The sequence below is a fragment of the Streptomyces sp. NPDC052701 genome, assembly GCF_040678355.1.
Taxonomy (GTDB): domain Bacteria; phylum Actinomycetota; class Actinomycetes; order Streptomycetales; family Streptomycetaceae; genus Streptomyces.
On sequence record NZ_JBFATO010000009.1, the window covers coordinates 152,255 to 179,248 of the forward strand.

General features: G+C 73.4%; 25 protein-coding genes and 2 pseudogenes. 12 read left to right on the forward strand and 15 right to left on the reverse strand.

Translation table 11 applies throughout. The features are described from left to right. Positions 1 to 25: 25 nt before the first annotated feature. From AB0L29_RS13670 to AB0L29_RS13685, 4 genes are all read right to left on the reverse strand, one after another. A complete protein-coding gene (locus tag AB0L29_RS13670; protein ID WP_365826593.1) occupies positions 26 to 2,155 on the reverse strand; it encodes a 3-hydroxyacyl-CoA dehydrogenase NAD-binding domain-containing protein in 2,130 nt (709 codons plus the stop codon). Then, positions 2,152 to 3,369 (reverse strand): acetyl-CoA C-acyltransferase, encoded by a 1,218-nt coding sequence (locus AB0L29_RS13675; protein WP_365826595.1) that lies wholly within the window; start codon positions 3,367 to 3,369, stop codon positions 2,152 to 2,154. The genes AB0L29_RS13670 and AB0L29_RS13675 overlap by 4 nt, the downstream gene beginning before the upstream one ends. Before the next feature lie 123 nt (positions 3,370 to 3,492). Continuing rightward, positions 3,493 to 4,530, reverse strand: coding sequence for a LacI family DNA-binding transcriptional regulator (locus AB0L29_RS13680; RefSeq protein WP_365826597.1), 1,038 nt, complete (start codon positions 4,528 to 4,530; stop codon positions 3,493 to 3,495). After that, positions 4,530 to 6,935, reverse strand: coding sequence for a glycoside hydrolase family 2 protein (locus AB0L29_RS13685; RefSeq protein WP_365826599.1), 2,406 nt, complete (start codon positions 6,933 to 6,935; stop codon positions 4,530 to 4,532). Before AB0L29_RS13685 ends, AB0L29_RS13680 begins: the two co-directional genes overlap by 1 nt. 149 nt (positions 6,936 to 7,084) lie before the next feature. On the opposite strand from AB0L29_RS13685, the gene AB0L29_RS13690 reads away from it, so the two are divergent. Genes AB0L29_RS13690 through AB0L29_RS13700 form a run of 3 tightly spaced genes read left to right on the forward strand, consistent with a single transcriptional unit; the run spans position 7,085 to position 10,178 of the window. Further along, positions 7,085 to 8,401, forward strand: coding sequence for an ABC transporter substrate-binding protein (locus tag AB0L29_RS13690; RefSeq protein ID WP_365826601.1), 1,317 nt, complete (start codon positions 7,085 to 7,087; stop codon positions 8,399 to 8,401). After that, the gene (locus tag AB0L29_RS13695) at positions 8,401 to 9,351 is read left to right on the forward strand and encodes a sugar ABC transporter permease (RefSeq protein ID WP_365826603.1); all 951 of its coding nucleotides are present in this window, start codon (positions 8,401 to 8,403) and stop codon (positions 9,349 to 9,351) included. Before AB0L29_RS13690 ends, AB0L29_RS13695 begins: the two co-directional genes overlap by 1 nt. Then, positions 9,348 to 10,178, forward strand: coding sequence for a carbohydrate ABC transporter permease (locus AB0L29_RS13700; RefSeq protein WP_365826605.1), 831 nt, complete (start codon positions 9,348 to 9,350; stop codon positions 10,176 to 10,178). Before AB0L29_RS13695 ends, AB0L29_RS13700 begins: the two co-directional genes overlap by 4 nt. A gap of 72 nt (positions 10,179 to 10,250) precedes the next feature. Here AB0L29_RS13700 and AB0L29_RS13705 read toward each other — a convergent pair whose 3' ends face one another. The 3 genes from AB0L29_RS13705 to AB0L29_RS13715 form a co-directional block, all read right to left on the reverse strand. After that, positions 10,251 to 11,540, reverse strand: a complete 1,290-nt coding sequence (locus AB0L29_RS13705; RefSeq protein ID WP_365826607.1) for a ribonuclease D — start codon at positions 11,538 to 11,540, stop codon at positions 10,251 to 10,253. Positions 11,541 to 11,713: 173 nt separating this feature from the next. Next, on the reverse strand, positions 11,714 to 12,376 hold the full coding sequence (locus AB0L29_RS13710) for a response regulator transcription factor (protein WP_003993737.1): 663 nt from the start codon (positions 12,374 to 12,376) through the stop codon (positions 11,714 to 11,716). A 196-nt stretch (positions 12,377 to 12,572) separates the two neighbouring features. Continuing rightward, the gene (locus tag AB0L29_RS13715) at positions 12,573 to 13,283 is read right to left on the reverse strand and encodes a DUF3000 domain-containing protein (protein ID WP_365826609.1); all 711 of its coding nucleotides are present in this window, start codon (positions 13,281 to 13,283) and stop codon (positions 12,573 to 12,575) included. A 115-nt stretch (positions 13,284 to 13,398) separates the two neighbouring features. Here AB0L29_RS13715 and hemE point away from each other — a divergent pair, with 115 nt between their 5' ends. Further along, on the forward strand, positions 13,399 to 14,466 hold the full coding sequence (gene hemE / locus AB0L29_RS13720) for a uroporphyrinogen decarboxylase (protein WP_365826611.1): 1,068 nt from the start codon (positions 13,399 to 13,401) through the stop codon (positions 14,464 to 14,466). On the opposite strand, the pseudogene AB0L29_RS13725 reads toward hemE, so the two are convergent. Continuing rightward, positions 14,467 to 14,630, reverse strand: a pseudogene (locus AB0L29_RS13725) (rhomboid family intramembrane serine protease); the annotation flags it as partial. It lies immediately after the preceding gene. A 206-nt stretch (positions 14,631 to 14,836) separates the two neighbouring features. Here AB0L29_RS13725 and AB0L29_RS13730 point away from each other — a divergent pair. Together AB0L29_RS13730 and AB0L29_RS13735 are read left to right on the forward strand one after the other, a co-directional pair. Beyond that, entirely contained in the window at positions 14,837 to 15,265 is a 429-nt protein-coding gene (locus AB0L29_RS13730; protein ID WP_365826709.1) for a cold shock domain-containing protein, read from the forward strand. Positions 15,266 to 15,509: 244 nt separating this feature from the next. Continuing rightward, positions 15,510 to 15,650, forward strand: coding sequence for a hypothetical protein (locus AB0L29_RS13735; protein WP_365826613.1), 141 nt, complete (start codon positions 15,510 to 15,512; stop codon positions 15,648 to 15,650). A 162-nt stretch (positions 15,651 to 15,812) separates the two neighbouring features. Here the strand turns inward: AB0L29_RS13735 and AB0L29_RS13740 are convergent, their stop codons facing one another. Continuing rightward, on the reverse strand, positions 15,813 to 16,010 hold the full coding sequence (locus AB0L29_RS13740; protein WP_365826615.1) for a hypothetical protein: 198 nt from the start codon (positions 16,008 to 16,010) through the stop codon (positions 15,813 to 15,815). 274 nt (positions 16,011 to 16,284) lie between these two features. Between AB0L29_RS13740 and AB0L29_RS13745 the strand changes: the two genes are divergently transcribed. From AB0L29_RS13745 to AB0L29_RS13755, 3 genes and pseudogenes are all read left to right on the forward strand, one after another. Then, positions 16,285 to 16,440 carry a hypothetical protein gene (locus AB0L29_RS13745; RefSeq protein ID WP_365826616.1) on the forward strand — a complete coding sequence of 52 codons (156 nt, stop codon included), beginning with the start codon at positions 16,285 to 16,287 and terminating at the stop codon, positions 16,438 to 16,440. Between the two features lie 18 nt (positions 16,441 to 16,458). Beyond that, the gene (locus AB0L29_RS13750) at positions 16,459 to 17,121 is read left to right on the forward strand and encodes a response regulator transcription factor (protein WP_365826618.1); all 663 of its coding nucleotides are present in this window, start codon (positions 16,459 to 16,461) and stop codon (positions 17,119 to 17,121) included. Between the two features lie 174 nt (positions 17,122 to 17,295). Further along, positions 17,296 to 17,430: pseudogene (locus AB0L29_RS13755) on the forward strand (methylmalonyl-CoA mutase family protein); the annotation flags it as partial. Positions 17,431 to 17,489: 59 nt separating this feature from the next. Here AB0L29_RS13755 and AB0L29_RS13760 read toward each other — a convergent pair. After that, a complete protein-coding gene (locus AB0L29_RS13760) occupies positions 17,490 to 18,308 on the reverse strand; it encodes a rhomboid family intramembrane serine protease (protein WP_365826620.1) in 819 nt (272 codons plus the stop codon). Positions 18,309 to 18,433: 125 nt separating this feature from the next. Here AB0L29_RS13760 and AB0L29_RS13765 point away from each other — a divergent pair, with 125 nt between their 5' ends. After that, positions 18,434 to 18,754 (forward strand): hypothetical protein, encoded by a 321-nt coding sequence (locus AB0L29_RS13765; protein WP_365826622.1) that lies wholly within the window; start codon positions 18,434 to 18,436, stop codon positions 18,752 to 18,754. Between the two features lie 57 nt (positions 18,755 to 18,811). Here the strand turns inward: AB0L29_RS13765 and AB0L29_RS13770 are convergent, their stop codons facing one another. Beyond that, positions 18,812 to 20,209, reverse strand: coding sequence for an FAD-dependent oxidoreductase (locus tag AB0L29_RS13770; RefSeq protein WP_365826624.1), 1,398 nt, complete (start codon positions 20,207 to 20,209; stop codon positions 18,812 to 18,814). A 27-nt stretch (positions 20,210 to 20,236) separates the two neighbouring features. Beyond that, entirely contained in the window at positions 20,237 to 21,226 is a 990-nt protein-coding gene (locus AB0L29_RS13775) for a DUF4349 domain-containing protein (protein ID WP_365826626.1), read from the reverse strand. Between the two features lie 195 nt (positions 21,227 to 21,421). Between AB0L29_RS13775 and hemG the strand changes: the two genes are divergently transcribed. Both hemG and hemQ read left to right on the forward strand, forming a co-directional pair. Then, positions 21,422 to 22,912, forward strand: coding sequence for a protoporphyrinogen oxidase (gene hemG / locus AB0L29_RS13780; protein WP_365826628.1), 1,491 nt, complete (start codon positions 21,422 to 21,424; stop codon positions 22,910 to 22,912). Positions 22,913 to 22,916: 4 nt separating this feature from the next. Then, a complete protein-coding gene (gene hemQ, locus AB0L29_RS13785; RefSeq protein WP_365826630.1) occupies positions 22,917 to 23,648 on the forward strand; it encodes a hydrogen peroxide-dependent heme synthase in 732 nt (243 codons plus the stop codon). 60 nt (positions 23,649 to 23,708) lie between these two features. On the opposite strand, the gene AB0L29_RS13790 is transcribed toward hemQ, so the two are convergent. From AB0L29_RS13790 to AB0L29_RS13800, 3 genes are all read right to left on the reverse strand, one after another. Then, the gene (locus AB0L29_RS13790) at positions 23,709 to 24,497 is read right to left on the reverse strand and encodes a TIGR04222 domain-containing membrane protein (protein WP_365826632.1); all 789 of its coding nucleotides are present in this window, start codon (positions 24,495 to 24,497) and stop codon (positions 23,709 to 23,711) included. Positions 24,498 to 24,617: 120 nt separating this feature from the next. Continuing rightward, complete coding sequence (locus tag AB0L29_RS13795) at positions 24,618 to 25,406, reverse strand: DUF4142 domain-containing protein (RefSeq protein ID WP_365826634.1); 789 nt, start codon at positions 25,404 to 25,406, stop codon at positions 24,618 to 24,620. A gap of 271 nt (positions 25,407 to 25,677) precedes the next feature. After that, complete coding sequence (locus tag AB0L29_RS13800) at positions 25,678 to 26,988, reverse strand: DUF692 domain-containing protein (RefSeq protein ID WP_365826636.1); 1,311 nt, start codon at positions 26,986 to 26,988, stop codon at positions 25,678 to 25,680. Positions 26,989 to 26,994: the final 6 nt, after the last annotated feature.

Here is a 26,994-nt window from a genome sequence, read left to right on the forward strand (position 1 = left end):
CGGAGGCCCTCCTCGCGTACGGCCGTTACGCCGGGACGCTCGCCACGCCCGGGGCGAGGAACCGCTTGCCGTTCACCCGCTCGGAGACGCCCTCGCGGTCCAGGTACGGCGTGATGCCGCCCAGGTGGAAGGGCCAGCCGGCGCCCGTGATCAGGCACAGGTCGATGTCCTGCGCCTCGGCGACGACGCCCTCGTCGAGCATGAGCCCGATCTCCTGCGCCACCGCGTCCAGCACGCGCGCCCGCACCTGCTCCTCGGTCAGGACGGTGTCGCCCTGCTTGAGCAGCGCGGCGACCTCCGGGTCCAGCTCGGGCTTGCCGCTGTCGTAGACGTAGAAGCCGCGCTTGCCGGCCTCGACGACGGCCTTGAGGTTCGGGGAGACCGTGAAGCGGTCCGGGAACGCCCGGTTGAGCGTCTCCGAGACGTGCAGGCCGATCGCCGGGCCGACCAGTTCGAGGAGGACCAGCGGGGACATCGGCAGGCCGAGCGGCTCCACCGCCTTCTCCGCCACCTCGACCGGGGTGCCCTCGTCGATGACGTTCTGGATCTCGCCCATGAAGCGGGTCAGGATGCGGTTCACGACGAACGCCGGGGCGTCCTTGACCAGCACCGCGGTCTTCTTCAGCTTCTTGGCCACCGCGAAGGCGGTGGCGAGCGAGGCGTCGTCGGTCCGCTCGCCGCGGACGATCTCCAGCAGCGGCAGCACGGCGACCGGGTTGAAGAAGTGGAAGCCGACGACCCGCTCGGGGTTCTTCAGCTTCGACGCCATCTCCGTCACCGACAGGGAGGAGGTGTTCGTCGCCAGGATCGCGTGCGCCGGGGCGACCGCCTCGACCTCCGCGAACACCTGCTGCTTGACGCCCATCTCCTCGAACACGGCCTCGATGACGAAGTCCGCGTCCGCGAAGCCCTCGGCCTTGTCCAGGACACCGGTCACCAGCGCCTTGAGGCGGTTGGCCTTGTCCTGGTTGATGCGGCCCTTGCCGAGCAGCTTGTCGATCTCGGCGTGGACGTAGCCCACGCCCTTGTCGATGCGCTCCTGGTCGATGTCGGTCAGGACGACCGGGACCTCCAGGCGGCGCAGGAACAGCAGCGCGAGCTGGGAGGCCATCAGACCGGCGCCGACGACGCCGACCTTGGTGACCGGGCGGGCCAGGTTCCTGTCCGGGGCGCCCGCGGGGCGCTTGCCGCGCTTCTGCACCAGGTTGAAGGCGTAGATGCCGGCGCGCAGTTCGCCGCCCATGATCAGGTCGGCGAGCGCCTCGTCCTCGGCGTCGTAGCCCCGCTGCAGGTCGCCGTCCTTGGCGGCGGCGATGATGTCCAGGGCGCGGTAGGCGGCCGGGGCGGCGCCGTGCACCTTGGAGTCGGCGACGAAGCGGCCCCTGGCGACGGCCTGGTCCCAGGCCTCGCCGCGGTCGATCACCGGGCGCTCGACGACGATCTCGCCCTTGAGGACGGACGCGGTCCACACGAGCGACTGCTCCAGGAAGTCCGCGCCCTCGAACAGCGCGTCGGCGATGCCGAGTTCGTAGACCTGCGCGCCCTTGAGCTGCTTGTTCTGGTTGAGGCTGTTCTCGATGATCACCGAGACGGCCTTGTCGGCGCCGATCAGGTTCGGCAGCAGGGTGCAGCCGCCCCAGCCGGGGACCAGGCCGAGGAAGACCTCGGGCAGGGAGAACGCCGGGACGGCCGCGGACACCGTGCGGTAGGTGCAGTGCAGACCGACCTCGACGCCGCCGCCCATCGCCGCGCCGTTGTAGTACGCGAACGTCGGCACCGCGAGGCCCGCGAGGCGCTTGAAGACCTCGTGGCCGCCCTTGCCGATGGCGTGGGCGTGGTCCCACTCCTTCAGCAGCTCGACGCCCTTGAGGTCGGCGCCGACGGCGAAGACGAACGGCTTGCCGGTGATGCCGACGCCGACGATCTCGCCGTCCGCGGCCTCCTTCTCCACCTGGTCGATGGCGGTGTTGAGGTTCGCCAGCGACTGGGGGCCGAAGGTGGTCGGCTTGGTGTGGTCGTGCCCGTTGTCCAGGGTGATCAGGGCGAAGCGCCCGGCGCCCAGGGGCAGGTCGAAGTGGCGTACGTGCGCGGTCGTGACGACCTCGTCGGGGAACAGCTCGGCCGCGCCCCTCAGCAGTTCGGCGGTGGTGCTCACTTGTCCCCCTCGAAGTGCGGGTTCTCCCAGATGACCGTCGCGCCCATGCCGAAGCCGACGCACATGGTGGTCAGGCCGTAGCGGACGTGCGGCTGCTCCTCGAACTGGCGGGCCAGCTGCGTCATCAGGCGGACGCCGGAGGAGGCCAGCGGGTGGCCGAAGGCGATGGCGCCGCCGTACTGGTTGACGCGCTCGTCGTCGTCGGCGATGCCGTAGTGGTCGAGGAAGGCCAGGACCTGGACGGCGAAGGCCTCGTTGATCTCGAACAGGCCGATGTCGGAGATGGACAGGCCCGCCTGCGCGAGGGCCTTCTCGGTGGCCGGGATCGGCCCGTAGCCCATGACCTCGGGCTCGACGCCGGCGAAGGCGTAGGAGACCAGGCGCATCTTGACCGGCAGGTCGTGGGCGCGGGCGAACTCCTCGGAGGCGATGATCGAGGCGGTGGCGCCGTCGTTCAGACCGGCCGCGTTGCCCGCGGTGACCCGGCCGTGCACACGGAACGGCGTCTTCAGGCCCTGGAGGTTCTCCAGCGTGGTGCCCGGGCGCATCGGCTCGTCGGCGGTGACCAGGCCCCAGCCGGTCTCGCCGCCCTCCGGGTTGGTGCGGCGCACCGAGATCGGCACCAGGTCGGCCTGGATCTTGCCGTTGGCGTAGGCCTTGGCCGCCTTCTCCTGCGAGCGCACGGCGTACTCGTCGGCGCGCAGCTTGGTGATCTGCGGGTAGCGGTCGTGCAGGTTCTCGGCGGTCATGCCCATGAACAAGGCGGACTCGTCGACCAGCTTCTCCGAGACGAAGCGCGGGTTGGGGTCCACGCCCTCGCCCATCGGGTGGCGGCCCATGTGCTCGACACCGCCGGCGATGGCGACGTCGTACGCGCCGAAGGCGACGGAGCCGGCGACCGTGGTGACGGCGGTCAGGGCGCCGGCGCACATGCGGTCGATGGAGTAGCCCGGGACCGAGGTGGGCAGACCCGCCAGGATGCCGGCGGTGCGGCCGATGGTCAGGCCCTGGTCGCCGATCTGCGTCGTCGCGGCGATGGCGACCTCGTCGATCTTCTTCGGGTCGAGACCGGGGTTGCGGCGCAGCAGCTCCCGGATCGCCTTGACGACCAGGTCGTCGGCGCGGGTCTCGTGGTAGATGCCCTTCGGGCCCGCCTTGCCGAACGGGGTGCGGACGCCGTCGACGAAGACGACGTCCCTGACGGTACGAGGCACGATGGCTCTCCTCCAGGGTGCGGGATGGCACTGCTGCGGCACGCATGCACTGAGCGCGCGCTCAGGCCCATGCTACTTATGGGTAACGTAACTGCCCAGTCTCCCCGCCCCAAGCGGCGAAGGTCACACGTTCGGAGGAGCCGTGGAGCCCCTGGGCGTCAGCACCGGCGTCGGTACCGGGTGCGAGCCCGGGTCCTCCCCCATGATCACACCGAACAGCGTCCGCGCCACCTCCGCCCCGAACCCGTACACGTCGTGGCTCATCGCCGACAGGGTCGGGTGGGTGAGCCGGCACAGCTGGGAGTCGTCCCAGGCCAGCAGGGAGACGTCGGCGGGGACGCGCAGGCCCATCTCGGCCGCCACCGACAGGCCCGCCACCGCCATGATGTCGTTGTCGTAGACGATGGCCGTCGGCCGGTCCGCCGGCGCGGCGGCCAGCAGCGAGCGCGTGGCCCGGGCGCCCGCGTCCCCGGAGAAGTCGGTGGCGACCTGCCAGGCCCCGGCCAGCTCCAGCGCACGGGCCGCCTCGTCGAAGGCGGCCGTGCGCAGGGCGGTGTGCCCGAGGCCGGCCGCGCCGCCGACCCGGGCGATCCGCCGGTGCCCGAGCGCGGCGAGATACCGCACCGCCTCCGTGACGGCGGTGACGTCGTCCGTCCACACGGAGGTGAGACCGCCGGTCAGCGAGGGGTGCCCGACGGCGACCACCGGCAGTCCGAGCCGCTCGGCCAGCGCCACCCGGGGGTCGTCCACACGGAAGTCGACCAGGATCGACCCGCCGACGTGCCGCCCCCGCCACCAGGACTCCAGCAGCCCGGCCTCCTCCTCCAGGGTGCGCACCAGCCGCAGCAGCAGCGAGCAGGAGCGCTCGGCCAGGACGCTCTCCACGCCCGAGATGAACTCCATGTAGAACGGCTCCAGGCCGAGCATCCGCGCCGGCCGGCAGACCGCCAGCCCCACCACGTCCACGCGCGAGCCGGCCAGCGACCGGGCCGTCGGGCTCGGCGCCCAGCCCAGCTCCCGGGCCGCCCGGAAGATCCGGTCCCGGGTCGCCTCCGACAGGCCGGGCTTGTGGTTGAAGGCGAGGGACACGGCTCCCTTGGACACGCCGGCGCGCGCGGCGACGTCCTTGATGGTGACGCGGGCGGTGGGCGTCGATGGCATCAGGCGGGCTCCACGCAGTACAGGGCGGCTCGGGCGGCGGCTGCGTCCGGAGTCTTCCAGCCGCGCACCCCGATGGTCACCTGCTCGCCGGGGAGCAGCGTGACCAGCCCCCGGTCGGCCCGGGCGTCCGGGGCCAGCCGGTCGGCCTGGAGCAGCAGGTCCCGTACGAGGGTACGGGCGGTGACCGTGACGTCGCCGCCGGGTGCCACGGTCACGTCGAACTGCGGCCTGACGTAGGGGATCTCGCGGTCCGGCGCCGTGAAGTGCAGGGCGCGCAGCCTCCCCCCGCCCTCGGCCCCGCCCGGGCGGGGGGACCCCCACGCGTCCGCGACCAGGAACTCCCCCGCTCCGGCGGGCGTCAGCTCGCGGGGCACGGCGAGGCCGGCCACGGCCCGCGCCCCGGCCGTCAGCGACACGCTCGCCTCGCCGAGGACCGCGCCCCCGACGGACATCCGGCGCAGGACCGGGGCGGGGGACCAGGCCCCGGCCGATTGGTTGACGGCGGCCAGGACCAGTCCGTCCCCCTCCCGGCGGATCGTCAGCAGCCGGTCCGCGTAGAGCCGCTTCAGCTCGTGGTAGAGCGGCTTCTCGCGTCCGTCGCCGTCGACCGCCGCCCAGGAGGTGACCGGCCAGCAGTCGTTGAGCTGCCAGAGCACCGTGCCCGCGCACACCGGCCAGTGCGACCGCCAGTGCTCGATCCCCGCGGCGACCGCCCGCGCCTGGTTGACCTGCATGAGGTAGTGCCAGCGGTCGAAGTCCTCCTCCGGCACGGCGAAGTGCCGTGCGAGCCCTCGCTCCAGCTTGCCGTTGCCGTCGTCCGCCTTCTGGTGGTGCAGCATGCCGGGGGAGCCGGGCGCGAGCTCCTCGCCGGGCAGTGCCCGGCGCAGGGTGGCGTACGCGGGCGGCGCCTGCCAGCCGAACTCGGCCACGAACCGCGGCACGCTCAGCCGGTAGTCCGCGTAGTCCCGCCGGTTCCACACCTCCCACGAGTGGTGCGTGCCGTGCGCCGGGTCGTTCGGGTGGTGCCGCCAGGACCCGGACCAGGGGCTGCCCGCCGTGTACGGCCGCGTCGGGTCCAGCTCGGCCACCACCCGTGCCAGCACGCCGAGGTAGTAGCCCTCGCCCCAGGAGTCCCCGGCCAGCCGGCCCTCCCAGCCCCAGTCCCTGAAGCCCCACAGGTTCTCGTTGTTGCCGTTCCACAGCACCAGCGAGGGGTGCGGCATCAGCCGTACGACGTTCTCCCGGGCCTCCGCCTCCACCTCGCCCCGCAGCGGCTGCTCCTCCGGGTAGGCCGCGCAGGCGAACGGGAAGTCCTGCCAGACCAGCAGCCCCAGCTCGTCGCACGCGTCGTAGAAGTCCTCGCTCTCGTAGATCCCGCCGCCCCAGACCCGCACCAGGTCCACACCCGCGCCGGCGGCCTGCGCCAGCCGCTCCCGGTACCGCTCGCGGGTGATCCGGGAGGGGAAGACGTCGTCCGGGATCCAGTTGACCCCCCGCGCGAAGAGCCGCTCGCCGTTGACGACGAGGGTGAACCCGGTGCCGTGGGTGTCCCGCGCGGTGTCCAGCTCGACGGTGCGGAAGCCGACGCGCCGCCGCCACAGGTCCAGCACCTCGTCACCGTGCAGCAGCGTCACCTCGACCTCGTACAGCGGCTGGGCCCCGTAGCCGCGCGGCCACCACAGCCGCGCGTCCGGCACCCGGAGCCGTACGGCCCCGTGCGTGCCGTCGATCTCGCCGCGTGCCCGCACCCCGCCGACCGTCGCCTCGACGGTGAGCGGCGCCTCGACCCGGGTCCGCTCGACGTCGACGGCCAGCTCGATCCGCCCCGTACCCTCCTCGACGGTGACGAGCGGACGCACCCGGGCGAAGCGGGCCGTCGACCAGTGCTCCAGGCGCACCGGCCGCCAGATCCCGGCCGTCACCAGGGTCGGCCCCCAGTCCCAGCCGAAGGAGCAGGCCATCTTTCGGACGTACTGGTAGGGCTCGGCGTAGGCGCCGGGCCGCTCGCCCAGCCGCCCCCGCACGGCCCCGGCCTCGGCGTACGCGGAGACGAACCGCACGGCGAGCCGGCCGCTCAGGCCGGTCACGTCGAACCGGTGGGGGCGGTGCATGTTCCGCACCCGGCCCAGCGGCCTGCCGTCCAGCAGGACCTCGGCGACCGTGTCCAGCCCGTCGAAGACGAGGTCGGTCTGCTCGTGGTGCGAGCCGGCCCGCAGGTCCGTCTCGTACGTCCAGTCGCGCCGGCCCACCCAGGCCACCTCCGCCTCGTTGCGGCCGAGGAAGGGGTCCGGGATCACCCCCGCCGCCAGGAGGTCGGTGTGCACGCAGCCCGGCACCACGGCCGGCAGCGCCTCCCCGTCGTGCCGCAGCGTCCATCCCTCGGTGAGCGGTGTGACCTGAAGCATGCACACTCCTAAACCGGTTTACCGATTTCCAGGGAACGTTTTGACATCGTTGGCGCAATAGAGACTTTACCGGTTCAGTTTCCGCCTGCCAGAGTGCCGAACCAGCCAACCCGCAGTGCTCGTCCGTCCCGAGAACGGAGCTGACGCACATGAACCGCCGCACAGCACTCGCCGTCCCGCTCGCCGCCCTGGCCCTCCTGGCCGCCGCCTGCACCGGCACCGGGGGATCCTCCGAGGGCGCCGACGCCGAGGCCCCGGACGATCCCGGCAAGGTGAGCGGGACCATCACGGTCCTCACCCACCGCACCGACCTCGTGCAGGACGGGACGATGAAGAAGTACGCCGCCGAGTTCACCAGGACCCACCCGAAGGTGAAGGTCGAGTTCGACGGCCTCACCGACTACGAGGGCGAGGTCAAGATCCGCATGAACACGGAGAACTACGGCGACGTCCTGATGATCCCCGCGGTGATCGAGAAGAAGGACTACCCGAAGTTCTTCGCCTCGCTGGGCAGCCGGGCCGAGCGCAGCGGGAAGTACCGCTTCACCGACTACTCCACCGTGGGCGGCAAGGTCTACGGGCAGAGCCCGATCGGCGTCGTACCGGGTTTCGTCTACAACAAGAAGGTGTGGAGCCGGGCCGGTGTCACCGGCTGGCCGACCACCCCGTCCGCGTTCCTCGACGCGCTGAAGGCCATCGGGGCGAGGACCGGCGCGATCCCGTACTACACCAACTTCAAGGACAGGTGGCCGCTGACCCAGTGGACCAACGTCAACGGCTCGGTCGGCTGTGACGCGCGGGCCACCACGAGGCTCGCCGAGGGCGATCCGTGGGCCGACGGCGCCGACCTGCGGGTCGCCGACACGCTGCTGCACGACATCGTGCGGCAGGGGCTCGCCGAGAAGGACCCGACCACGACGAACTGGGAGGCGTCCAAGCCCCGGCTGGCGAAGGGGGAGATCGCCACGATGTGGCTCGGCTCCTGGGCGGTCGTCCAGATGCGGGAGGCGGCGAAGCAGGCCGGCACCGACCCCGGCGACATCGGCTTCATGCCCTTCCCGGCGCAGAAGGACGGCGTGTTCTGCGCGGTGACCTCCCCCGACTACCAGCAGGCCGTCAACGTCCACTCCGGGAATAAGGCCGCCGCGCGCGCCTGGATCGACTGGTTCACCGACAAGTCCGGCTACGCCGAGGCCAACCTGGCGCTGTCCCCCCTCAAGGACGCGCCCCTGCCCGACGTGCTCGAGCCGTACCAGGAGGCCGGGGTCCGGATCCTGGACCTCGACGACTCCAAGGGCGCCGAGGTGAAGTCCATCGACAACCGGTCCGAGATCGGCATCTACAAGCCCGACTACCGCCAGGACCTCGTCGACCTCGCCCGCGGCGCCCGCGAGGGCAGCCTGGACGACTTCCTGGACGGCCTCGGCGAGCGGTGGACCCGGACGCAAGCCGAACTGGGGTCCTGATGACCGACACCACCCGGAAGGCGGCGCGGCCGGTGTCACCGGCCGCGCCCGCCGGGCCCGTGCCGGCCCCCGCGCCGCGCGGCGCGCGGCTGTGGCGGCGCGGGACGCCCTGGCTGTTCCTGATCGCGCCGCTCGCCCTGCTGATCGCCTTCACCTACGCGCCGATCGTCAACATGGTCGCGTACAGCTTCACCGACTGGGACGGCGTGAGCCCCGAACTGCGCTACACGGGCGCCGGGAACTACGCCGAGCTCTTCACCCGCCCCCGGCTGTTCGAGGTGTTCTTCGTCAGCGGCTACTACCTCCTCGCCTCCGTGGTGCAGATCGCCGCCGCGCTCTACTTCGCGACGGTCCTGAGCTTCGACGTCCGCTTCCGGAACTTCTTCAAGGGCGTGCTCTTCTTCCCGTACCTGATCAACGGGGTCGCGATCGGCTTCGTCTTCCTGTACTTCTTCCAGGACGGGGGCACCCTCGACTCGGTCCTGCGCCTGTTCGGGCAGGAGAGCGACCGCGCGTGGCTCGGTACGCCCGTCTCGGCGAACGCCTCCCTCGCCGGTGTCTCGGTCTGGCGCCATCTGGGCCTGAACTTCGTGCTGTTCCTCGGCGCGATCCAGTCCATCCCGGGGGAGTTGTACGAGGCGGCCGAACTGGACGGTGCGAACCGCTGGCACCAGTTCCGCCACATCATCGCGCCGGGGATCAGACCGGTGCTGTCCCTGAGCGTGATCCTGTCCGTCTCGGGCTCGCTGTCGGTCTTCGAGATCCCGTACATCATGACCGGCGGCGCCACCGGCACCGAGACCTTCGTGATCCAGACCGTGAAGCTGGCCTTCCAGTTCAACAGGACGGGGCTCGCCTCGGCGGCCGCGGTCGTGCTGCTGCTGATCGTCCTGGCGGTGACCTGGCTGCAGCGGCGCCTCGTCCCCGACGACAAGGTGGACCTCGTATGACGCGCCGCGCCGTGGCCCGCACCCTCGTGTACCTGTCGCTGGTCCTGGCGACGGTGGTCGTCCTGCTGCCGCTCGCGGCGATGTTCCTGACGTCCCTGAAGTCCCCCGGGGAGATGGCGGACGACGGCGGCGCGCTCGCGCTCCCCGACGACCCGCTCAACTTCGGCAACTACCGGACGGCCTTCCGGGACGGCCGGATGGCGGCGGCGTTCGGCAACACGGCCGTCATCCTGCTCGTCGCCGTGGGCGGAACCGTCCTCATCGGCTCGATGACGGCCTACGCCATCGACCGCTTCACGTTCCGCTTCAGGAAGCTGGTGCTCGGGCTGTTCCTGGTCGCCGCCCTCGTCCCCGGGGTGACGACCCAGGTGGCGACCTTCCGGATCGTCGACAGCCTCGGTGTGTTCGACACCCTCTGGGCGCCGATCCTGCTCTACACGGGCACGGACATCGTGTCGGTCTACATCTTCCTGCAGTTCGTCCGCTCGATCCCCGTCTCCCTGGACGAGGCCGCCCGCCTGGACGGCGCCAACGCCTTCACGATCTACCGGAAGATCATCTTCCCGCTGCTGAAGCCGGCGGTCGCGACGGTCGTGATCGTCAAGGGGATCACCGTCTACAACGACTTCTACATCCCCTTCCTCTACATGCCGTCCGAAGATCTTGGCGTGATCTCGACGTCCCTGTTCCGCTTCAAGGGACCCTTCGGCGCCCACTGGGAGACGATCTCGGCAGGAGCGGTCCTGGTGATCCTGCCGACCCTGATCGTCTTTCTGTGCCTGCAGCGCTACATCTACAACGGCTTCACGAAGGGCGCCACGAGGTGAGGCGCCCCGCAAGGGGCGCGGACGGCCGCGGCGGATCCCGCGGACGCCCTGCGGCACACGGCCCTGCGGCGGTCAGGCGCCCTGGACGGACAGCGCCGCCACCAGCACCGGCGTCACCTGCTCGACCTGCCACGGCCGCGCACCGTGGCCGGCCAGCGCGGCCCCCACGGACTCCGCGTCGACGGACTTCGGCGGCTCCCAGCACACCCGCCGCACGGTGTCCGGCGCGATCAGGTTCTCCTGCGGCATGTTGAGCCGCTCGGCCAGCGCGGACACCGCCGCCCGGGCCGCCGAGAGGCGAGCCGCCGCCGCCGGGTCCTTGTCGGCCCACGCCCGCGGCGGCGGAGGCCCGGCCACCGGCTGCCCGGGCTGCGGCAACCGCGCGTCGGGCAGCGTCCTGGCCCGGTCGACGGCGGCCTGCCACTGCTCCAGCTGCCGCCGCCCCGTCCGGTGCCCGAACCCGTTCAGCGCGGCGAGGGCGTGCACATCGGCCGGCATGGCCAGCGCGGCCTCCACGATGGCCGCGTCCGGGAGCACCTTGCCGGGCGAGACGTCCCGCCGCTGCGCGATCCGGTCCCGCGTCTGCCACAGCTCCCGCACGACGGCCAGCTGCCGCCGGCGGCGGACCTTGTGCATCCCGGACGTGCGCCGCCACGGGTCCTTGCGGGGCTCCGGCGGCGGGGCCGAGGCGATCGCGTCGAACTCCTGCCGGGCCCACTCCAGCTTGCCCTGCCGGTCCAGCTCCTTCTCCAGCGCGTCCCGCAGGTCGACCAGGAGCTCGACGTCCAGGGCCGCGTACCGCAGCCAGGGCTCGGGCAGCGGGCGGGTGGACCAGTCGACGGCCGAGTGGCCCTTCTCCAGGACGAAGCCGAGCACGCTCTCGACCATCGCGCCCAGGCCGACCCGCGGGAACCCGGCGAGCCGCCCGGCCAGCTCCGTGTCGAACAACCGCGTCGGCACCATGCCTATCTCGCGCAGGCAGGGCAGGTCCTGCGTCGCCGCGTGCAGCACCCACTCGGCGCCGGACAGCGCCTCGCCCAGCGCGGTCAGGTCGGGGCAGGCCACGGGGTCGATCAGCGCGGTCCCGGCGCCCTGGCGGCGCAGCTGCACCAGGTAGGCGCGCTGGCCGTAGCGGTAGCCGGAGGCGCGCTCGGCGTCGACGGCGACGGGACCCGAGCCCGCGGCGAAGGCGGCGGTCACCTCGGTGAGGGCGGCCTCGTCCGCGACCACGGGCGGAACGCCCTCACGGGGTTCGAGCAGCGGGATCGGCGCCTCGGCAGCAGAGGGTCCGTCGTCGTCCGGAGGGGCGCCTCCGGTGGTTCGCAGTGAACTGTCTGCTGCGGTCTCGTGGGCGTCGGTCACATGTCAAGAGTATCCGTGCAACGACGGCGCCCGCCGACGGAACGTTCCGTCGACGGGCACCCGAGGGTCGTAAACCGGTCAGGCCGGGGAAACGGTGGATTCATGAGGGATGGCGGGCGTGCGGGGGGAACCGGCGGCCGGCGCCGTTCACGTCCGTGAATGATCGCGGGCGGTCAGTGGATGATGCCGGTCCGCAGGGCCACCGCGACCATTCCGGCGCGGTCGCCGGTGCCCAGCTTGCGGGCGATGCGGGCCAGATGGCTCTTGACGGTCAGCGCGGACAGGCCCATGGAGACGCCGATCGCCTTGTTCGACTGGCCCTCCGCGACCAGTCGCAGCACCTCGACCTCGCGGCCGGACAGCTCCCGGTAGCCGCCCGGGTGGCTCGGGGCACCCGGGGGGCGGCGGTGCAGCCGCGCGGCGGCGGCGCCGATGGGGGCGGCACCGGGCCGGGTGGGGAGCCCGACGTTGGTGCGGGTGCCGGTGACGACGTAACCCTTCACACCGCCGGCGAGGGCGTTGCGAACGGCGCCGATGTCGTCGGCGGCGGAGAGGGCGAGCCCGTTGGGCCAGCCCGCGGCGCGGGTCTCCGACAGCAGGGTGAGGCCCGAGCCGTCGGGCAGGTGGACGTCGGCGACACAGATGTCGCGCGGGTTGCCGATGCGGGGACGAGCCTCCGCGATGGACGAGGCCTCGATGACGTCGCGCACACCGAGCGCCCAGAGATGGCGGGTGACGGTGGAACGGACGCGCGGATCGGCCACGACCACCATGGCGGTCGGCTTGTTCGGGCGGTAGGCGACCAGGCTTGCGGGCTGCTCGAGGAGAACGGACACCAGGCCTCCTGGGTGCGGGACGGCTTTCAAGGTCACAGTCGTCTTCGGCACCAAACCTGCGGCCCTTTAGAGAAAGATCACGATTTAGTGAGTAACAATCTGTGCAATTCGGACATGCGGTCGATCGTTCGGTGAACGAATCGGTTCGTTCGAGGAACGCTCGTGACTGGAAGTGGTCGTATCGACAAAGAGACGGTCAGTGGGCCTGCGGTCCGCGCCGCTGCGGCAGCGTCACCACCGACGCGTCCCCCGGCCCGGCCGGCGGCAATCCCGCGACCTGGGCGAGCAGATCGCACCAGGCGGTCAGGTGCGCGGCCGTGTCCGGGACCCCGCCCAGGCCCTCGCGGGGCGTCCAGGAGGCGCGGATCTCGATCTGCGAGGCGGCCGGGCGGGTGGCCAGCCCGCCGAAGTAGTGCGAGCTCGCCCGGGTGACGGTGCCACTGGGCTCGCCGTACGCCAGCCCGCGCGCCTGGAGCGCGCCGGTCAGCCACGACCAGCACACCTCCGGCAGCAGCGGATCCGCGGCCATCTCCGCCTCCAGCTCCGCGCGCACCAGCGTCACCAGGCGGAACGTGCCCCGCCAGGCGTCGTGCCCGGCCGGGTCGTACAGCAGCACCAGGCGCCCGTCGGCCAGGTCCTGCTCGCCGTCGACGACCGTGGCCTCCAGGGCGTACGCGTGCGGAGCGAGCCGCTGCGGCGGACGCGTCGGCTCCACCTCGATCTGCGGTCGCGGCCGCGCCGCCCTGAGCGCGTCGACGGCGGCCCGGAACGGCAGCGGGGCGGAGCCCTCGTCCCGGAGGCCGTTCCCGGTGTTCTTGGAGGTGTCCTTGGAGGTGTCCTCGGAGGTGTCCTTGGAATCGTCCATTCCGCCAGCGCCGTCCGACAGTCGTCCCTGAGCCGCAGCCATGCGGGGAAGATTAAGCGCAACGGGGGTCTCGCGCAGGGCAAGACACCCCTTGCGCCCCGCGCGGCACCCCGCACCCGGACCGTGCCGCCCGGGCCGCCGTGCGAGACTTGCCGTCGTGAGTGCCAACGGAAGCCCCTCGGGCAAGCAGCCGACCGCGACGTACGACAGCGCCTTCCTGAAGGCGTGCAGGCGCGAGCCCGTGCCGCACACGCCGGTGTGGTTCATGCGGCAGGCCGGGCGCTCACTGCCGGAGTACCGCAAGGTGCGCGAGGGCATCCCGATGCTGGAGTCCTGCATGCGTCCCGAGCTGGTCTGCGAGATCACGCTCCAGCCGGTGCGGCGCCACGGCGTGGACGCGGCGATCTACTTCAGCGACATCGTCGTCCCGCTCAAGGCCATCGGCATCGACCTCGACATCAAGCCGGGCGTCGGCCCGGTCGTCGAGCAGCCGATCCGCACCCGCGCGGACCTCGCCCGGCTGCGCGACCTCACCCCCGAGGACGTCTCCTACGTCACCGAGGCCATCGGCCTGCTGACCCGCGAGCTCGGCCCCACCCCGCTCATCGGCTTCGCGGGCGCGCCGTTCACCCTGGCGAGCTACCTCGTCGAGGGCGGCCCGTCCCGCACCTACGAGAACGCCAAGGCGATGATGTACGGCGACCCCGGGCTGTGGGCCGACCTGCTCGACCGCCTCGCGGAGATCACGGCCGCGTTCCTGAGGGTGCAGATCGAGGCGGGCGCCTCGGCGGTCCAGCTCTTCGACTCCTGGGTCGGCGCCCTGGCACCCGCCGACTACCGGCGCTCGGTGATGCCGGCCTCCCGCAAGGTCTTCGAGACCGTCGCGCCCTACGGCGTCCCCCGCATCCACTTCGGCGTCGGCACCGGCGAGCTGCTGAAGCTGATGGGCGAGGCCGGGGCGGACGTCGTCGGCGTCGACTGGCGCGTCCCGCTGGACGAGGCCGCCCGCCGCGTCGGCCCCGGCAAGGCGCTCCAGGGCAACCTCGACCCCACCGTGCTGTTCTCCACCCCGGAGGCGGTCGAGGCGAGGACGCAGGAGGTCCTGGACGCGGCGGCGGGCCTGGAGGGCCACGTCTTCAACCTCGGTCACGGCGTCCTGCCGGCCACCGACCCGGACGCGCTGACCCGGCTCGTGGAGTACGTCCACACCCGGACGGCCCGCTGATCACCGGGTGCGCCGGGGCCGCGCCCGCCTGCCGGACGGCAGGCCGCGCGGTTCTGGCGGGGACGGCGTGCCGGGCCTGAGCGGCCGGGCGGCCGGCGGGCCGGCGGCGAAGCCGCCGACGTGCGCCGCGTACGCCCGGTCCCGGCGCCGCGTACGCCCGCGCCGCAGGGGCGCACCGCCCGCAGCGCGCACCGCGGGCCCGGCACGGTCCGGCGGTGCCGCCGGCACCCGGCGGGTGGCGCCGTGCGAGCGGCCCGCCGGGAAAAGCAGGGGTCGTATCCCGCGGTGAGGCTGTGTAAGTTCGCCCCGCGAGGCGGCCCGCGCGCGGGGTCCCTCGGTTGTCGTGGTGTTGTCGCTGGAGGTGTGGGCTGTGCTGATGACCGGCAAGGTGCTGCGTTTCGACGAGGTCCGTGGGTACGGATTCATCGTCCCGTCGGAGCCGGGTGAAGACGTCTTCATGCACGCGAACGACTTGCTCGACGAAAAGTACCTCTACCACGAGGGAAGCGAAGTCGAGTTCTTCATGGAGATGGGCGAGAAGGGCCCGAAGGCCTCGCAGGTCCGGCTGGTCTACCAGCCGTCCGCGAACCGGATTCCCCACCGCCCCGCCGCGACGGGCGAGTCGGTCGCGGACCGGCCGGGCGACCGCGGCGACGCCCCGCGCGACACCGCACGGTTCCGCACCGACCTGACGGAAGCGCTGGTCGAGTCGGTCGACTCGCTGACCGCCGCGCAGATCAGGCAGATCCGCAGCTGCGTGGTCGAACTGGCCCGGGCCAGGGGGTGGCTGACCGCCTGATAAGGGCTCGGTAGGGGTATTCGGGCGGTGCCCTCCCGGAACTAACCCGGCTTCCCGAACGGATGTCCGGCGCCGGGTGTCACACGCGCCGTCCGTCCTTCCCGGCAGCGGGTGTCCAAAGCAGTGGACCGTTCGCCCGGCGCGTCGTTCCGGACGGCCCCGGAGGGGCCGGCCTTGCGCCCGCTGCACCGCGCTGAGTTCGTCGGACCCCGGTCGCGGGCTCAGCCGGACCCGGGAGGCCCTGGTGCTGCCCGAGGCGAGGTTCGTCGCCCGGGAGATCACCCTCGGGCACGGCCCCGCCGAGGTGCTCACCAGCCCCTCCGCCGCCCGGACGGCATCGGAGCTGCTCGGCGCCCTCGGCGTCGGTCTCACCGCGCCGCGGTAGCCGGCCGCGGCACGGTGAGACCGCGGGGCCGGGCAGGCGGACGGGCGCCGGCCGTGGTGGAGCGGCAGGTCGCTCCACCAGGCGGTCGTACCGGGTCCTACCGTCGGCGACGGGGGATGCGCCGATCACCGGGGACTCGGGTGCCGGCGGTGTGCGAAAGCGTCAGTCACGCGCGGACCCGCGGGAACGGGGGGCCGTCATCGCGATGACGGCCAGGCCGACGACGCCGACCAGAAGACCCACCCATGAAGGCGTACTGTCCGGCAGCAGCGCCGTGACGCCGAATTCCGTGTCCCAGGCCCGCTCGGTCAGGAATGATCCGAACCCCTGGACCGCCAGGACGATGCCGACCCACAGCATGCCGCTCCTCGATTCGTTCCGGGTGAGTGCCTCGTGCCTCTCACCCCCGGCCCGGAGTCCGACCACCGGGCCGCCGACACATACGAGTGGACACCGCCCGGCCTCCCGTCCGGCAGAGGGAAACGTTGGCCCCCCTACCGACGAAAGTAGCCGGTCGGCCCCCTCCTTCCCGTCCGGCGGCCTCCCGCGGCGGGACGTGGGAGGCCCCGGGTCACAGCGGCCGTCGAAGCTCCGCGTGAGGACCCATTAGGCTCCCGACGGCCAAGGAAGGCCGGTGGACGAGGAACTGGCGGGAAGCGGGTCGGGCAGTGGCCTGGAAGGGCTGCGGCAGCGGGTGGAACTCGTGGGCGGGACCATCGAGTGGGGGCCCGGGTCCGACGGCGGCTTCCACCTGAAAGCCGTTCTGCCCACCGAACCTTCGGCTGGATAGCTGGATAGACTGCCGCGCATGGGGCACGGAGCGATTCGGGTGTTGGTCGTCGACGACGAGCCCATGGTCTGTGCACATCTGCGCACGATTCTCGGATCCGCCGAGGACATCGAAGTAGTCGATGAGGCCCATGACGGAGCGGCCGCGGTGGAGGCCGTGGTCCGGCACCGCCCCGATGTCGTTCTGATGGATCTGCGGATGCCCGGTGTGGACGGCCTGGCCGCCATCGAGCGCATTTCCGTACTCGACCGGCCGCCGAAGGTCGTGGCGCTGACCACGTTCGACGCCGACCAGTACGTGCTGCGGGCCCTGCGCAGCGGGGCCAGTGGATTCCTGGTGAAGTCGACGCCCCCCGAGGACCTGATCGGGCTCGTGCGCGTCGCGGCCGACGGCCACACGGTCCTCTCGCCGGTGGCCGCGCGCCGGCTGGTGGCGGCCTCCTCCGACGCGGAGGCCGTCCGCGAGCGGGCCGAGAGCCTGGTGAGCAGGCTCACCGACCGGGAGAGGGACGTCTTGGCCTGCCTCGGCGGGGGCCTGTCGAACGCCCGGATCGCCTCGAAGCTGTTCCTCAGCGAGGCCACGGTGAAGGGCTACGTCTCGCGCATGCTCGTCAAACTGGGGTGCGCCAACCGGACGCAGGCCGGCCTGATCGCCCACGACGCCGGACTCGTCAGCCGCTGACCCCGGTGACGCGGGCCGGAACGGGCCCGGGTCCTCGGCGACGCACCGCCCCACGCGAAGCCGGCGGAGACCGCGTCCCGTTCGGGGGACGGCCCGGCGGACCGCTCATCACCGGCCTCACCGAACGGCAGGCCAGCGAGGACGTCCGCCCGGACCGGGTCCCGGCTCGTCCAGCAGAAGGCCGCCGAGGGCGACGACAACGTGCTCTACCCCATGAAGGAAGCCCTGCGCGCCCGCGCCACCGTGGGCGAGGTCTGCAACGCGCTGCGCGAGGTGTGGGGGACCTACGTGCCCAGCGACGCGTTCTGAACCACCCCGCCACCCCGCCACCCCGCCGCACCACCACGCACACGACCCGCCCGGCCCCCTCACCAGCCCGGCCGGGCCTGCCTGCCGAAGAGCACGCCGCGCGGTTCCGGCGGCGGCGGAGTGCCGGGACGCAGCGGCCAGGCGATCAGCATGCCCGTCACGAAGCCGACGACGTGCGCCAGGTAGGCCACGGTGCCGGCCTGGGAGACGCCCTCGCCGGATGAGTAGACCGCTTGGAGCACGAACCAGAAGCCGAGCACGATCCAGGCCGGCAGCCTCAGCGGCAGGAAGACCAGGAACGGCACCAGGACCCAGACCCGGGCCCGGGGATACAGCACCAGGTAGGCGCCGAGGACCCCGGCGACCGCCCCGGAGGCGCCGATCAGCGGCTCTCCCGAACCGGAGTTCGCGAGCGCGAAGCCGTAGGACGCCGCGTACCCGCAGACGACGTAGAACAGCGCGAAGCGGACGTGGCCCATCCGGTCCTCGATGTTGTTGCCGAAGATCCACAGGAACAGCATGTTGCCCAGCAGGTGCAGCCAGCCGCCGTGCAGGAACATCGCCGTCAGGACGCTCAGCTCGGGGGACTTGTCGTAGGACGGCGGGCCGACCAGGCAGCCCGGGCCCTGCGGGCCCACCCCGACGTCGCCGGTGGGCACCAGCTGCGGCATCCGGTGGTGGATCAGCTCGCGCGGCACCACGGCGTACTGGTCCAGGAACGACTGGAGGTGGCACAGCTGGGCCAGGCTGCCGTCGCCCGCCACGGAACCGGCCAGTCCCGGCATGAACAGGAAGACGAGGAGGTTGCCGGCGAGCAGCGCGTACGTCACCCAGGGGGTGCGGCGCGCCGGATTCACGTCATGGACGGGGATGACCACACCCCACGTGTGCCCGGGAAGCCGTCGGCGAATCGGTGAACGCGGGCTCGCGCGCGTGCGTATGTCTCCTCAACCGTCCGCGGCACGGGGAAGACGGGCCGCGGGGCCGAGGTGAGGGACAGGCGATGAACGACCGAGGCGCTCCTGCGATGCACGCACTGCCCGACGGCGAGGCGGAACTCACCCTGGTGGTGCGCCTGCCCTGGGAGGACGTGGCCCGGCTCGGCCAGGAGGCCGGGCGGCTGGCCTCCCAGATGCAGCGGCCGGTGACGCTGGACGAGGCGGTGAGCCATCGGCTGCGCTCGCCGCGGACCGCCGCGCACGCCAAACCGGCGGGGGAGCAGCCGCCGACCGTGACGGCCGCGGCCTCGGTGTCCTCGCTGCCCTCGCGGCCGCCGGCCGAGCAGGCGCGACAGGCGATCGACCGGATCAACGGGACGGCGTAGGCGTACCGCGGGGCCGCTGCGCCGTCCCCGCGGGCCGGCCGCCGCCCCGCGGGGCCGTCAGCTGTGCTCCTCCACCGCCCCGGCCGCCTTGCGGGCCGCCACCAGCACCGGGTCCCACACCGGCGAGAAGGGCGGGGCGTAGCCGAGGTCCAGGGACGTCATCCGGTCCACCGTCATGCCGGCCGTGAGAGCGACCGCCGCGATGTCGACCCGCTTGCCCGCCCCCTCCCGGCCCACGATCTGCACGCCGAGCAGTCGGCCCGTGCGGTGCTCGGCCAGCATCTTGACCGTCATGGGGGAGGCGTCCGGGTAGTAGCCCGCGCGGCTGGTGGACTCGACGGTGACCGTCACGAACCGCAGGCCGACGCGGCGCGCGTCCTTCTCGCGCAGGCCGGTGCGGGCGATCTCCAGGTCGCAGACCTTGCTGACCGCCGTGCCGACCACGCCCGGGAAGGTGGCGTAGCCGCCGCCCGCGTTGGTGCCGATGACCTGGCCGTGCTTGTTGGCGTGCGTGCCCAGCGCGATGTGGCGCTCCTGGCCGGAGACCAGGTCGAGGACCTCGACGCAGTCGCCGCCGGCCCAGATGTCCTCGTGGCCGCGCACCCGCAGGGACCGGTCCGTCAGCAGCCCGCCGTGCACCCCCAGGGGCAGTCCCGCCGCCCTCGCCAGGGTCGTCTCGGGGCGGACGCCGATGCCGAGCACCACGACGTCCGCCGGGAACTCGGCGCCGTCCGTGGCCACCGCGCGCACCCGGCCGTCGTCCCCGGTCAGGATCCCGGTGACCGCGGCGTTCCCGACCATGGTGATGCCCATGCCCTCCATGGCCTCGCGCACCAGCCGGCCCATGTCGGGGTCCAGGGTCGCCATGGGCTCCTCGGCGCGGTTGACGACCGTCACCTCGTAACCGCGCTTGATGAGCGCCTCGGCCATCTCCACGCCGATGTAGCCCGCGCCGACCACGACCGCCCGCCGGCCACGCGTGCGTGCCAGCGTGTCGAGCAGGGCCTGCCCGTCGTCCAGGGTCTGCACGCCGTGCACACCGGGCGCGTCGGCGCCGGGCATGTCCGGGCGGATCGGCCGCGCCCCGGTCGCGATGACGAGCTTGTCGTACGGCGTCCACGACTCGGCGCCGGAGTCGACCTCACGCGCGCGCACCCGCTGCCGGGCGACGTCGATCTCCGTGACCTCGGTGCGCAGCCGCAGGTCGATGCCGCGCGCCCGGTGCTCCTCGGGGGTGCGGGCGATCAGCATGTCCCGGTCGGGGACGTCACCGCCCACCCAGTACGGGATGCCGCACGCCGAGTAGGAGGTGAAGTGGCCGCGTTCGAACGCCACGATCTCCAGTTCGTCGGGGCCCTTCAGGCGGCGCGCCTGCGACGCCGCGGACATCCCCGCGGCGTCGCCGCCGATCACGACCAGTCGTTCCGTTCCCCTGCGCGCACGGCTCATGTTCATGCGAACACGCTACGCGGGCAGGGGACTTCAGACCTGCCCGCCCGGCTCCTGCGGGTGCCCGGCCCCCGGGGCCGGCCGGGCCGCCGGCAGCGGGCCCGGGGCGCTCGCCGCGGGCGCGGGCCGCGGGCGGCGCGGCAGCCGGGGGCGTACGACCCGCAGCCACAGCAGGGCGAGCAGGGCCGCCACCGCGGCGAACGGCAGCACCGCGCCGAACGCCACCGCGAGCCAGCGCAGCATCGTCACGAACGCGTCCCAGCCGCCCGCCAGCGCGTCCACGAACCCCGGTTCGTCGTCCTCCTTCGCGGCCTTCTCCACCGGAGTCTCGGACAGGGACAGGGTGATGGTGGCCAGGCTCGTGCGGTCCTTCAGGGACGCCTGCCGGGCGAGCAACGCCTCCAGGTCGGCCTGGCGGGAGCTCAGTTCGCCCTCCAGCATCACCACGTCGCTCAGCTTGTCCGCCCGGTCCATCAGCTCGCGGATGCGGGCCACGCTGGCGCGCTGCGACGCGATGCGGCTCTCCACGTCGACGACCTGGTCGGTGACGTCCTGCGCCTTCGCGCTGCGTTCGAGGAGCTTGCCGGCGCCCTCCAGGCCGGCGAGGACCTCCTCGTACTTCGCCACGGGGACGCGCAGCACGGCCCGGATGCGCTCGCGGCCCTCCTCGTCCCGGGTGGTGGTCTCCCGGCCGATGTGGCCGCCCGCGTCCTCGGCGGCCGTACGGGCCTCGTCCAGGGCCTTGGGAGCGTCCTCGACCTGCACGGTCAGTGAGGCAGTGCGGATGACGTGGCTCGCGGCGGCCTCGGGCGGGGCGGTGGCCTTCGCGCCGCTCGCGTCGTCCTGCGCGTAGCCGCCGGGCGCGCCTTCCCGGCCGTTCGGCGGGGCGGCGGCCTTGTCGGCGGCGGAACCGCCCCCGGCGGCGGTGTCGTCCGCGCCGCTGCAGCCGGTGAGGGCGAGGGCCGCGGCCAGCAGGACCCCGGCCAGGGCCTGGGCGGGGCGTACGGATCGTGGTGTGCGCATGTGGGCATCCCCCGGAACACGGTGACGACTGACGCTTCTTCGACGCCGGGGCGGCACCGGACGTTGGCGCGGAACGGTCCCGAACGGATCACGGTACGGACTCGGCGCGGTCGCGCCGCCCCGCCGTGACCGCAGCCGCGCCGCCCCGCCGCGACCGCGGCCGTGACCGCCGGCGGCGTCTGAGAAGGTGGAGCCATGAGCGGATCACGTACGGGCGCGGGGCATGTCGTCGTCGTCGGAGCGGGCGTCGCCGGGCTGGCCGCCGCCCACCGGCTGCTGCAGCGCGGGGCGCGGGTGACCGTGCTGGAGGCCTCGGACCGGGTCGGCGGCAAGCTGCTGCCCGGCGAGGTCGCGGGCGTGCGCGTCGACCTCGGCGCCGAGTCGATGCTGGCCCGCCGCCCCGAGGCCGTGGACCTGGCCCGCGAGGTGGGCCTCGCCGACCGCCTCCTGCCCCCGGCCACCGCGACGGCGTCGATCTGGACCCGCGGCGCCCTGCGCCCCATGCCCAAGGGCCATGTGATGGGCGTTCCCGGCACCGCGTCCGCCCTCGCCGGCCTCCTGTCCGACGAAGGGCTGGCGCGCATCGGGCGCGACGCCGAACTGCCCCGCACGGAGGTCGGCGACGACGTCGCGGTCGGGGAGTACGTGGCGGCGCGACTGGGCCGCGAGGTCGTCGACCGCCTGGTGGAGCCGCTGCTGGGCGGGGTGTACGCGGGCGACGCGTACCGCATCTCCCTGCGCTCGGCGGTCCCGCGGCTCTTCCGGGCGGCGCGGACCCACACCTCCCTGACGGAGGCGGTCCGCGAGATCCAGGCGGAGGCGGCCGCAGCCCGGCAGACCGGGCCGGTCTTCACGGGCCTGCGGGGCGGCGTCGGCACGCTGCCGCTCGCGGTGGCCGAGTCGGTGCGGGCGCGGGGCGGGCGGATCCTGACCGGCTCACCGGTGACGGAGCTGCGCCGGATGGCGCCGGAGCGGGACGGCGCCGGGGCGGCGCGCCCGGCCCGCGCGCTCTGGCGGGTCGCGACCGGGGACCGGGCGCTGGACGCCGACGCCGTGGTCCTCGCCGTTCCCGCGCCCGCCGCCGCCGGGCTGCTGGAGGCCGAGGCGCCCGGCGCCGCCGCCGAGCTGGCGGCCGTCGAGTACGCCTCCATGGCACTGGTCACGCTCGCCTACCGGCGTGCCGGAACCGGCCTGCCCGCGGGCAGCGGCTTCCTCGTCCCGCCGGTCGACGGGCGCACGATCAAGGCGGCCACGTTCGCCTCGCAGAAGTGGGGCTGGATCGCCGAGGAGGACCCCGGTCTGGTCGTGCTGCGCACCTCGGTCGGCCGGTACGGCGAGACGGAGATCCTCGGGCGCGACGACGCCGGGCTCGTCGAGGTCTCCCGGCGCGACCTGCGGGAGGCCATCGGCCTGGACGCCACGCCCGTCGAGACCCGGGTCACCCGCTGGGACGACGGCCTGCCCCAGTACCCCGTCGGCCACCACGCGCGCGTGGCCCGCATCCGCGAGCACCTCGCGAAGCTCCCGGGGATCGCCGTGTGCGGCGCGCAGTACGACGGCGTCGGCATCCCGGCCTGCGTCGCGAGCGCGTACGCGGCCGTCGACCAGATCCACGGTGACCTGCGGGGTGTGCAGGAGCTCACCGCCCACCCGGTGCAGAGCCTGCACGGCGGAGCGGGAGAATGAGGCCATGAGTGACGACGCCCCCACCACCGCCCCCGAGCGCATCCCGAACAAGGGCAAGCTGGCCAAGGACCTCAACGAGGTCATCCGCTACACGCTCTGGTCCGTCTTCAGGCTGAAGGACGTGCTGCCCGAGGACCGCGCCGGGTACGCCGACGAGGTCCAGGAGCTGTTCGACCAGCTCGCCGCCAAGGACGTGACGGTCCGCGGCACCTACGACGTGTCCGGCCTGCGCGCCGACGCCGACCTCATGATCTGGTGGCACGCCGAGACCAGCGACCGGCTCCAGGAGGCGTACAACCTCTTCCGCCGCACCAGGCTGGGCCGCGCCCTGACGCCGGTGTGGTCCAACATGGCGCTGCACCGCCCGGCCGAGTTCAACCGCTCGCACATCCCGGCGTTCCTCGCCGACGAGACGCCCCGCGCCTACGTCAGCGTCTACCCCTTCGTGCGGTCCTACGACTGGTACCTGCTGCCGGAGGAGGACCGCCGCCGCATGCTCGCCGACCACGGCAAGATGGCCCGCGGCTACCCGGACGTGCGCGCCAACACGGTCGCCTCGTTCTCGCTGGGCGACTACGAGTGGATCCTCGCCTTCGAGGCCGACGAGCTGTACCGCATCGTCGACCTCATGCGCCACCTGCGCGGCTCGGAGGCCCGGCTGCACGTCCGCGAGGAGGTGCCGTTCTTCACCGGCCGCCGCAAGTCGGTGGCGGAGCTGGTGGAAGGCCTCGCCTGACCGGTCCTGCTCCGCCGCCGGCCGGGCGGACCTGCCCGGCCGGCCGGGCAGGTCCGCAGCTCAGTCGTGCGCCTCGTGGTACGGCTCGCGGTGGGCGAAGGCGGCCCGCAGGTCCGGTTCCCCGACCGCGTGGACGCCGCGCACGGCGACGGACGTCAGGTACGCGCGGTCGCCGCCGGCGGCGTCGGAGCGCCGCGCCAGGGCACCGAGCAGCCGCTGGCCGGCCGGGGACGCCCAGGGCGAGTACGGGTGGACCTCGATCCGCGCGATGACCAGACAGCCCAGCGTCAGGGCGAGCGGCAGCGCGAACCACAGGGCGACCAGGTGGCGCGGCACGTCGGGCGGGGCGGGCACCAGCAGGGCGGCCGTCCCCAGCGCGAGCACGGCCAGTGCGGCCAGGCGCACCCGGCGGACCGCGGTCGCGACCGTCGTACGGGAGTCGGGCGCGGCGAGCCCCGCGCCGGCCAGCCGGTCGGCGATCCCGCGCACCGCGTCCGCCGCCGCGGCGGCGGCCCGCACCGGAGCGATACGGGACTGCCCCCCGGGCCCGATCGCCCCTATCACCGACCGCTCCATCTCGTCCCGGCCGCGCGGATCGACGACGGTGGCCCAGCCGGTGTGGGCCAGCAGCAGCCGGCGCTGCCGCGCCATGGAGACGAGGGTGACGTCGGCGACCCGCCGGGGCCCGCCGGAGAGGAAGGCGGCCTCGTACAGCGTCAGTTCGTGTTCCCGGGCCGTGGCCGGGCCCTCCGTGTCCGCGGCCGCCGCGCGTACGGCGGCCAGGCACAGCCGCGTGCACGCCGTGCCGGCGACGGCCCAGGCCGACAGCAGGAGAAGAACCCAGAACATGAGTTGTTTGTAAGGGACACCGTCGCGGGAACACCATGCCTTGTTCACCATCCGGACGGAGCGTTGCCGGTACGTGACGTTCCGCTTAGGTCCGCGGGCCGGTCCGGGGCCGTTGCGGGATCAGGAGTCCTCGATCTCCCGCGGCGGCGGGCTGGAGGCGGGCGGCGGCAGCGGGTAGCTCGGGGACGGCGAGGGGGTCACCGGCGCGGCAGGGACGGGATCGGAGACCGGCCCCGGCGGGGCGGGGGAGGGGGTGACCGGGGGCGTGCTCCCGGCGGCCAGCTCCCGGGCCAGCGCGTCGAAGTCGACGTACCCGGTGGCCTCCAGCACCTTGATGTGGTCCAGCACGGTGGCGTTCGCGTCGTCGGCGAGGCCGCGCACCAGGGAGTTGCGGGTGCCGGCGCGCACCTGGGCGACCACCGGGAACACCTTGCCGTGCGCGAGCCTGAGGATGTTGGCGAACTGCCGGTCGTACTCCACGCCCCGCGCCGCGTCCAGGGTGTCGAGCCACTGCCGCTGCTGCTCGTCGGGCTCGTCGGGCAGTTCCAGGCCGAGTTCGGCGGCGACGTCCCGGACGCGCTCGTCCAGGAACGTGTGCCCCTCGACGAGGTGCCGCCCCGCCGTCCGCACGGCCGGGGTGGTCCCCTTCGCCTGCGCCTGCTGCCCGGCCGGCAGCTCCCACAGCCCCGCCAGCCGGACCTTGGTGAGGAAGTCCCGGTCGAGCGCGGACAGCGGCCCGTGACGCGTCGAGACGGTCTGGGCGTTCAGGACGTCCGGACCCGTGCCGGACCGGTCGGCGTACGACCAGATCGGGAAGACGAGTGCGGCGAGCGTCGCCGCCAGGCCCGTGATGATGAGCCCGGTGCCACTGAACACCCCTCGGCCGTTGACGGGGGGTCGCGGTCGCATGGTGCCTCCTGTCGCGGCACCGCACATCAGTGCGCTTCGGTGCGGGATTGGCATATTACTGCGTGATCTACGCCAACTCCCGTACAGGAGCGAAGGGGTGGAACCGGGGCAGGGTGGGGTGAACGGGAGAGGGCATACGGGTGGCATACGCGGATATGGGCGGCCGAAACGCGCCTGACGCTGCCTGTGCGCGGTCGAGGTGTTGTTTCCGGCACACCCGGAAGGCCGGGGCGAGCCGGGGCGCGGCCCTTCCCGCCCGGCCCGGCCGCGCTCACCGCCGCAGCAGTGCCCTGCGCGTCGCACGGGCGAACCGCACCACCGGACGCTCCGAGCGCGGGCGCGACCCCGCCCGTTCCAGCCACCACTCCCGCGCCGCCCGCCGGACGCGCACGTCGTCCAGCCGCCCCTCCACCAGCAGCCGCTCGACGAAGTCCAGCGCGTCCCGCCGGTAGCCGCCGGTCATCGGGTGCTTCTGGGCGTAGGCGAGGAAGGCGGGCCGGTAGCCCGCTGCGAGGATCACCGGCAACTCGGGCGCCACCTTCGCCACGACGTCCGCCCGCTTCCCGGCGAGCGCCCGGGCCTGCACCCCCACCCGCGCCCGGTCGAACCCCTCCGGCGCCGGCGTCCCGGCGACGAGCGCGGACAGCAGCGCGGTCTGGGCGAGGGCGAGCCGCTGACGGGCGGGCCCGGCGGGGGCGGGGTGCCCGTCGGCGCCCCGGGGGGCCGACGCGGGTCCGCGCAGCGTCCCGGCCGACGCCCGCCCCCGGTGCACGGCCCCCCGGATCGCCTCCAGTTCGCGCTCCAGCTCGGCCGGTGCCGGGAAGTTCTCGTCCCGCTCCAGCAGCACTCCGGGCGGGGCCACGCGGGACGCCAGGTCGGTGAGGATGCCGAGGACGGGCTCGGGCACGGGGTGGGCGTGGCTGTCGTGCCAGACGCCGTCGCGCTCGAAGCCGCCCGCGACATGGACGTACGCGATGGCCTCCAGGGGCAGCCCGGCGAGCGCCTCGGCGGGGTCCTCGCCGCGGTTGACGTGGTTGGTGTGCAGGTTCGCCACGTCGATGAGGAGCCGCACCCCGGTGCGGTCGGCCAGCTCGTACAGGAACTGTCCCTCCGTCAGCTCCTCGCCCGGCCAGGACAGGAGGGCGGCGATGTTCTCCACGGCGAGCGGCACCGGCAGCGCCTCCTGCGCGATGCGCACGTTCTCGCACAGCACGTCGAGGGCGTCCCGGGTGCGCGGCACGGGCAGCAGGTGGCCGGCCTCCAGACGCGGGGAGGCCGTCAGCGGCCCACCCGCCCGGACGAACGCGATGTGCTCGGTGACCAGCGGCGAGCCCAGCGCCTGCGCCCGCTCGGCCAGCGCGGACAGCCGCCCCTCGTCGGGCCGGTCGGCGCCGCCGAGCCCGAGCGAGACACCGTGCGGCACCACGGTCACCCCGCGCTCGCGCAACCGCAGCAGCGACTCGGGCAGATGCCCGGGGCAGACGTTCTCGGCCACGACCTCGACCCAGTCGACGCCGGGCATGCGCTCCACGGCGTCCGCGATCTCCGGCCGCCACCCGATGCCCGTTCCCAGTCGCTCCATCGTCCC

Excerpts from the sequence above, each read along its gene's own strand:
- AB0L29_RS13685 (WP_365826599.1), bottom strand. The coding sequence starts at position 6,935 with ATGCTTCAGGTCACACCGCTCACCGAGGGATGGACGCTGCGGCACGAC.
- AB0L29_RS13700 (WP_365826605.1), top strand. The coding sequence starts at position 9,348 with ATGACGCGCCGCGCCGTGGCCCGCACCCTCGTGTACCTGTCGCTGGTC.
- AB0L29_RS13695 (WP_365826603.1), top strand. The coding sequence starts at position 8,401 with ATGACCGACACCACCCGGAAGGCGGCGCGGCCGGTGTCACCGGCCGCG.
- AB0L29_RS13765 (WP_365826622.1), top strand. The coding sequence starts at position 18,434 with ATGAACGACCGAGGCGCTCCTGCGATGCACGCACTGCCCGACGGCGAG.
- hemQ (WP_365826630.1), top strand. The coding sequence starts at position 22,917 with ATGAGTGACGACGCCCCCACCACCGCCCCCGAGCGCATCCCGAACAAG.
- AB0L29_RS13800 (WP_365826636.1), bottom strand. The coding sequence starts at position 26,988 with ATGGAGCGACTGGGAACGGGCATCGGGTGGCGGCCGGAGATCGCGGAC.
- AB0L29_RS13750 (WP_365826618.1), top strand. The coding sequence starts at position 16,459 with ATGGGGCACGGAGCGATTCGGGTGTTGGTCGTCGACGACGAGCCCATG.
- AB0L29_RS13680 (WP_365826597.1), bottom strand. The coding sequence starts at position 4,530 with ATGCCATCGACGCCCACCGCCCGCGTCACCATCAAGGACGTCGCCGCG.
- AB0L29_RS13795 (WP_365826634.1), bottom strand. The coding sequence starts at position 25,406 with ATGCGACCGCGACCCCCCGTCAACGGCCGAGGGGTGTTCAGTGGCACC.
- AB0L29_RS13775 (WP_365826626.1), bottom strand. The coding sequence starts at position 21,226 with ATGCGCACACCACGATCCGTACGCCCCGCCCAGGCCCTGGCCGGGGTC.
- AB0L29_RS13790 (WP_365826632.1), bottom strand. The coding sequence starts at position 24,497 with ATGTTCTGGGTTCTTCTCCTGCTGTCGGCCTGGGCCGTCGCCGGCACG.
- AB0L29_RS13770 (WP_365826624.1), bottom strand. The coding sequence starts at position 20,209 with ATGAACATGAGCCGTGCGCGCAGGGGAACGGAACGACTGGTCGTGATC.
- AB0L29_RS13740 (WP_365826615.1), bottom strand. The coding sequence starts at position 16,010 with ATGCTGTGGGTCGGCATCGTCCTGGCGGTCCAGGGGTTCGGATCATTC.
- AB0L29_RS13690 (WP_365826601.1), top strand. The coding sequence starts at position 7,085 with ATGAACCGCCGCACAGCACTCGCCGTCCCGCTCGCCGCCCTGGCCCTC.
- hemG (WP_365826628.1), top strand. The coding sequence starts at position 21,422 with ATGAGCGGATCACGTACGGGCGCGGGGCATGTCGTCGTCGTCGGAGCG.
- AB0L29_RS13715 (WP_365826609.1), bottom strand. The coding sequence starts at position 13,283 with ATGGCTGCGGCTCAGGGACGACTGTCGGACGGCGCTGGCGGAATGGAC.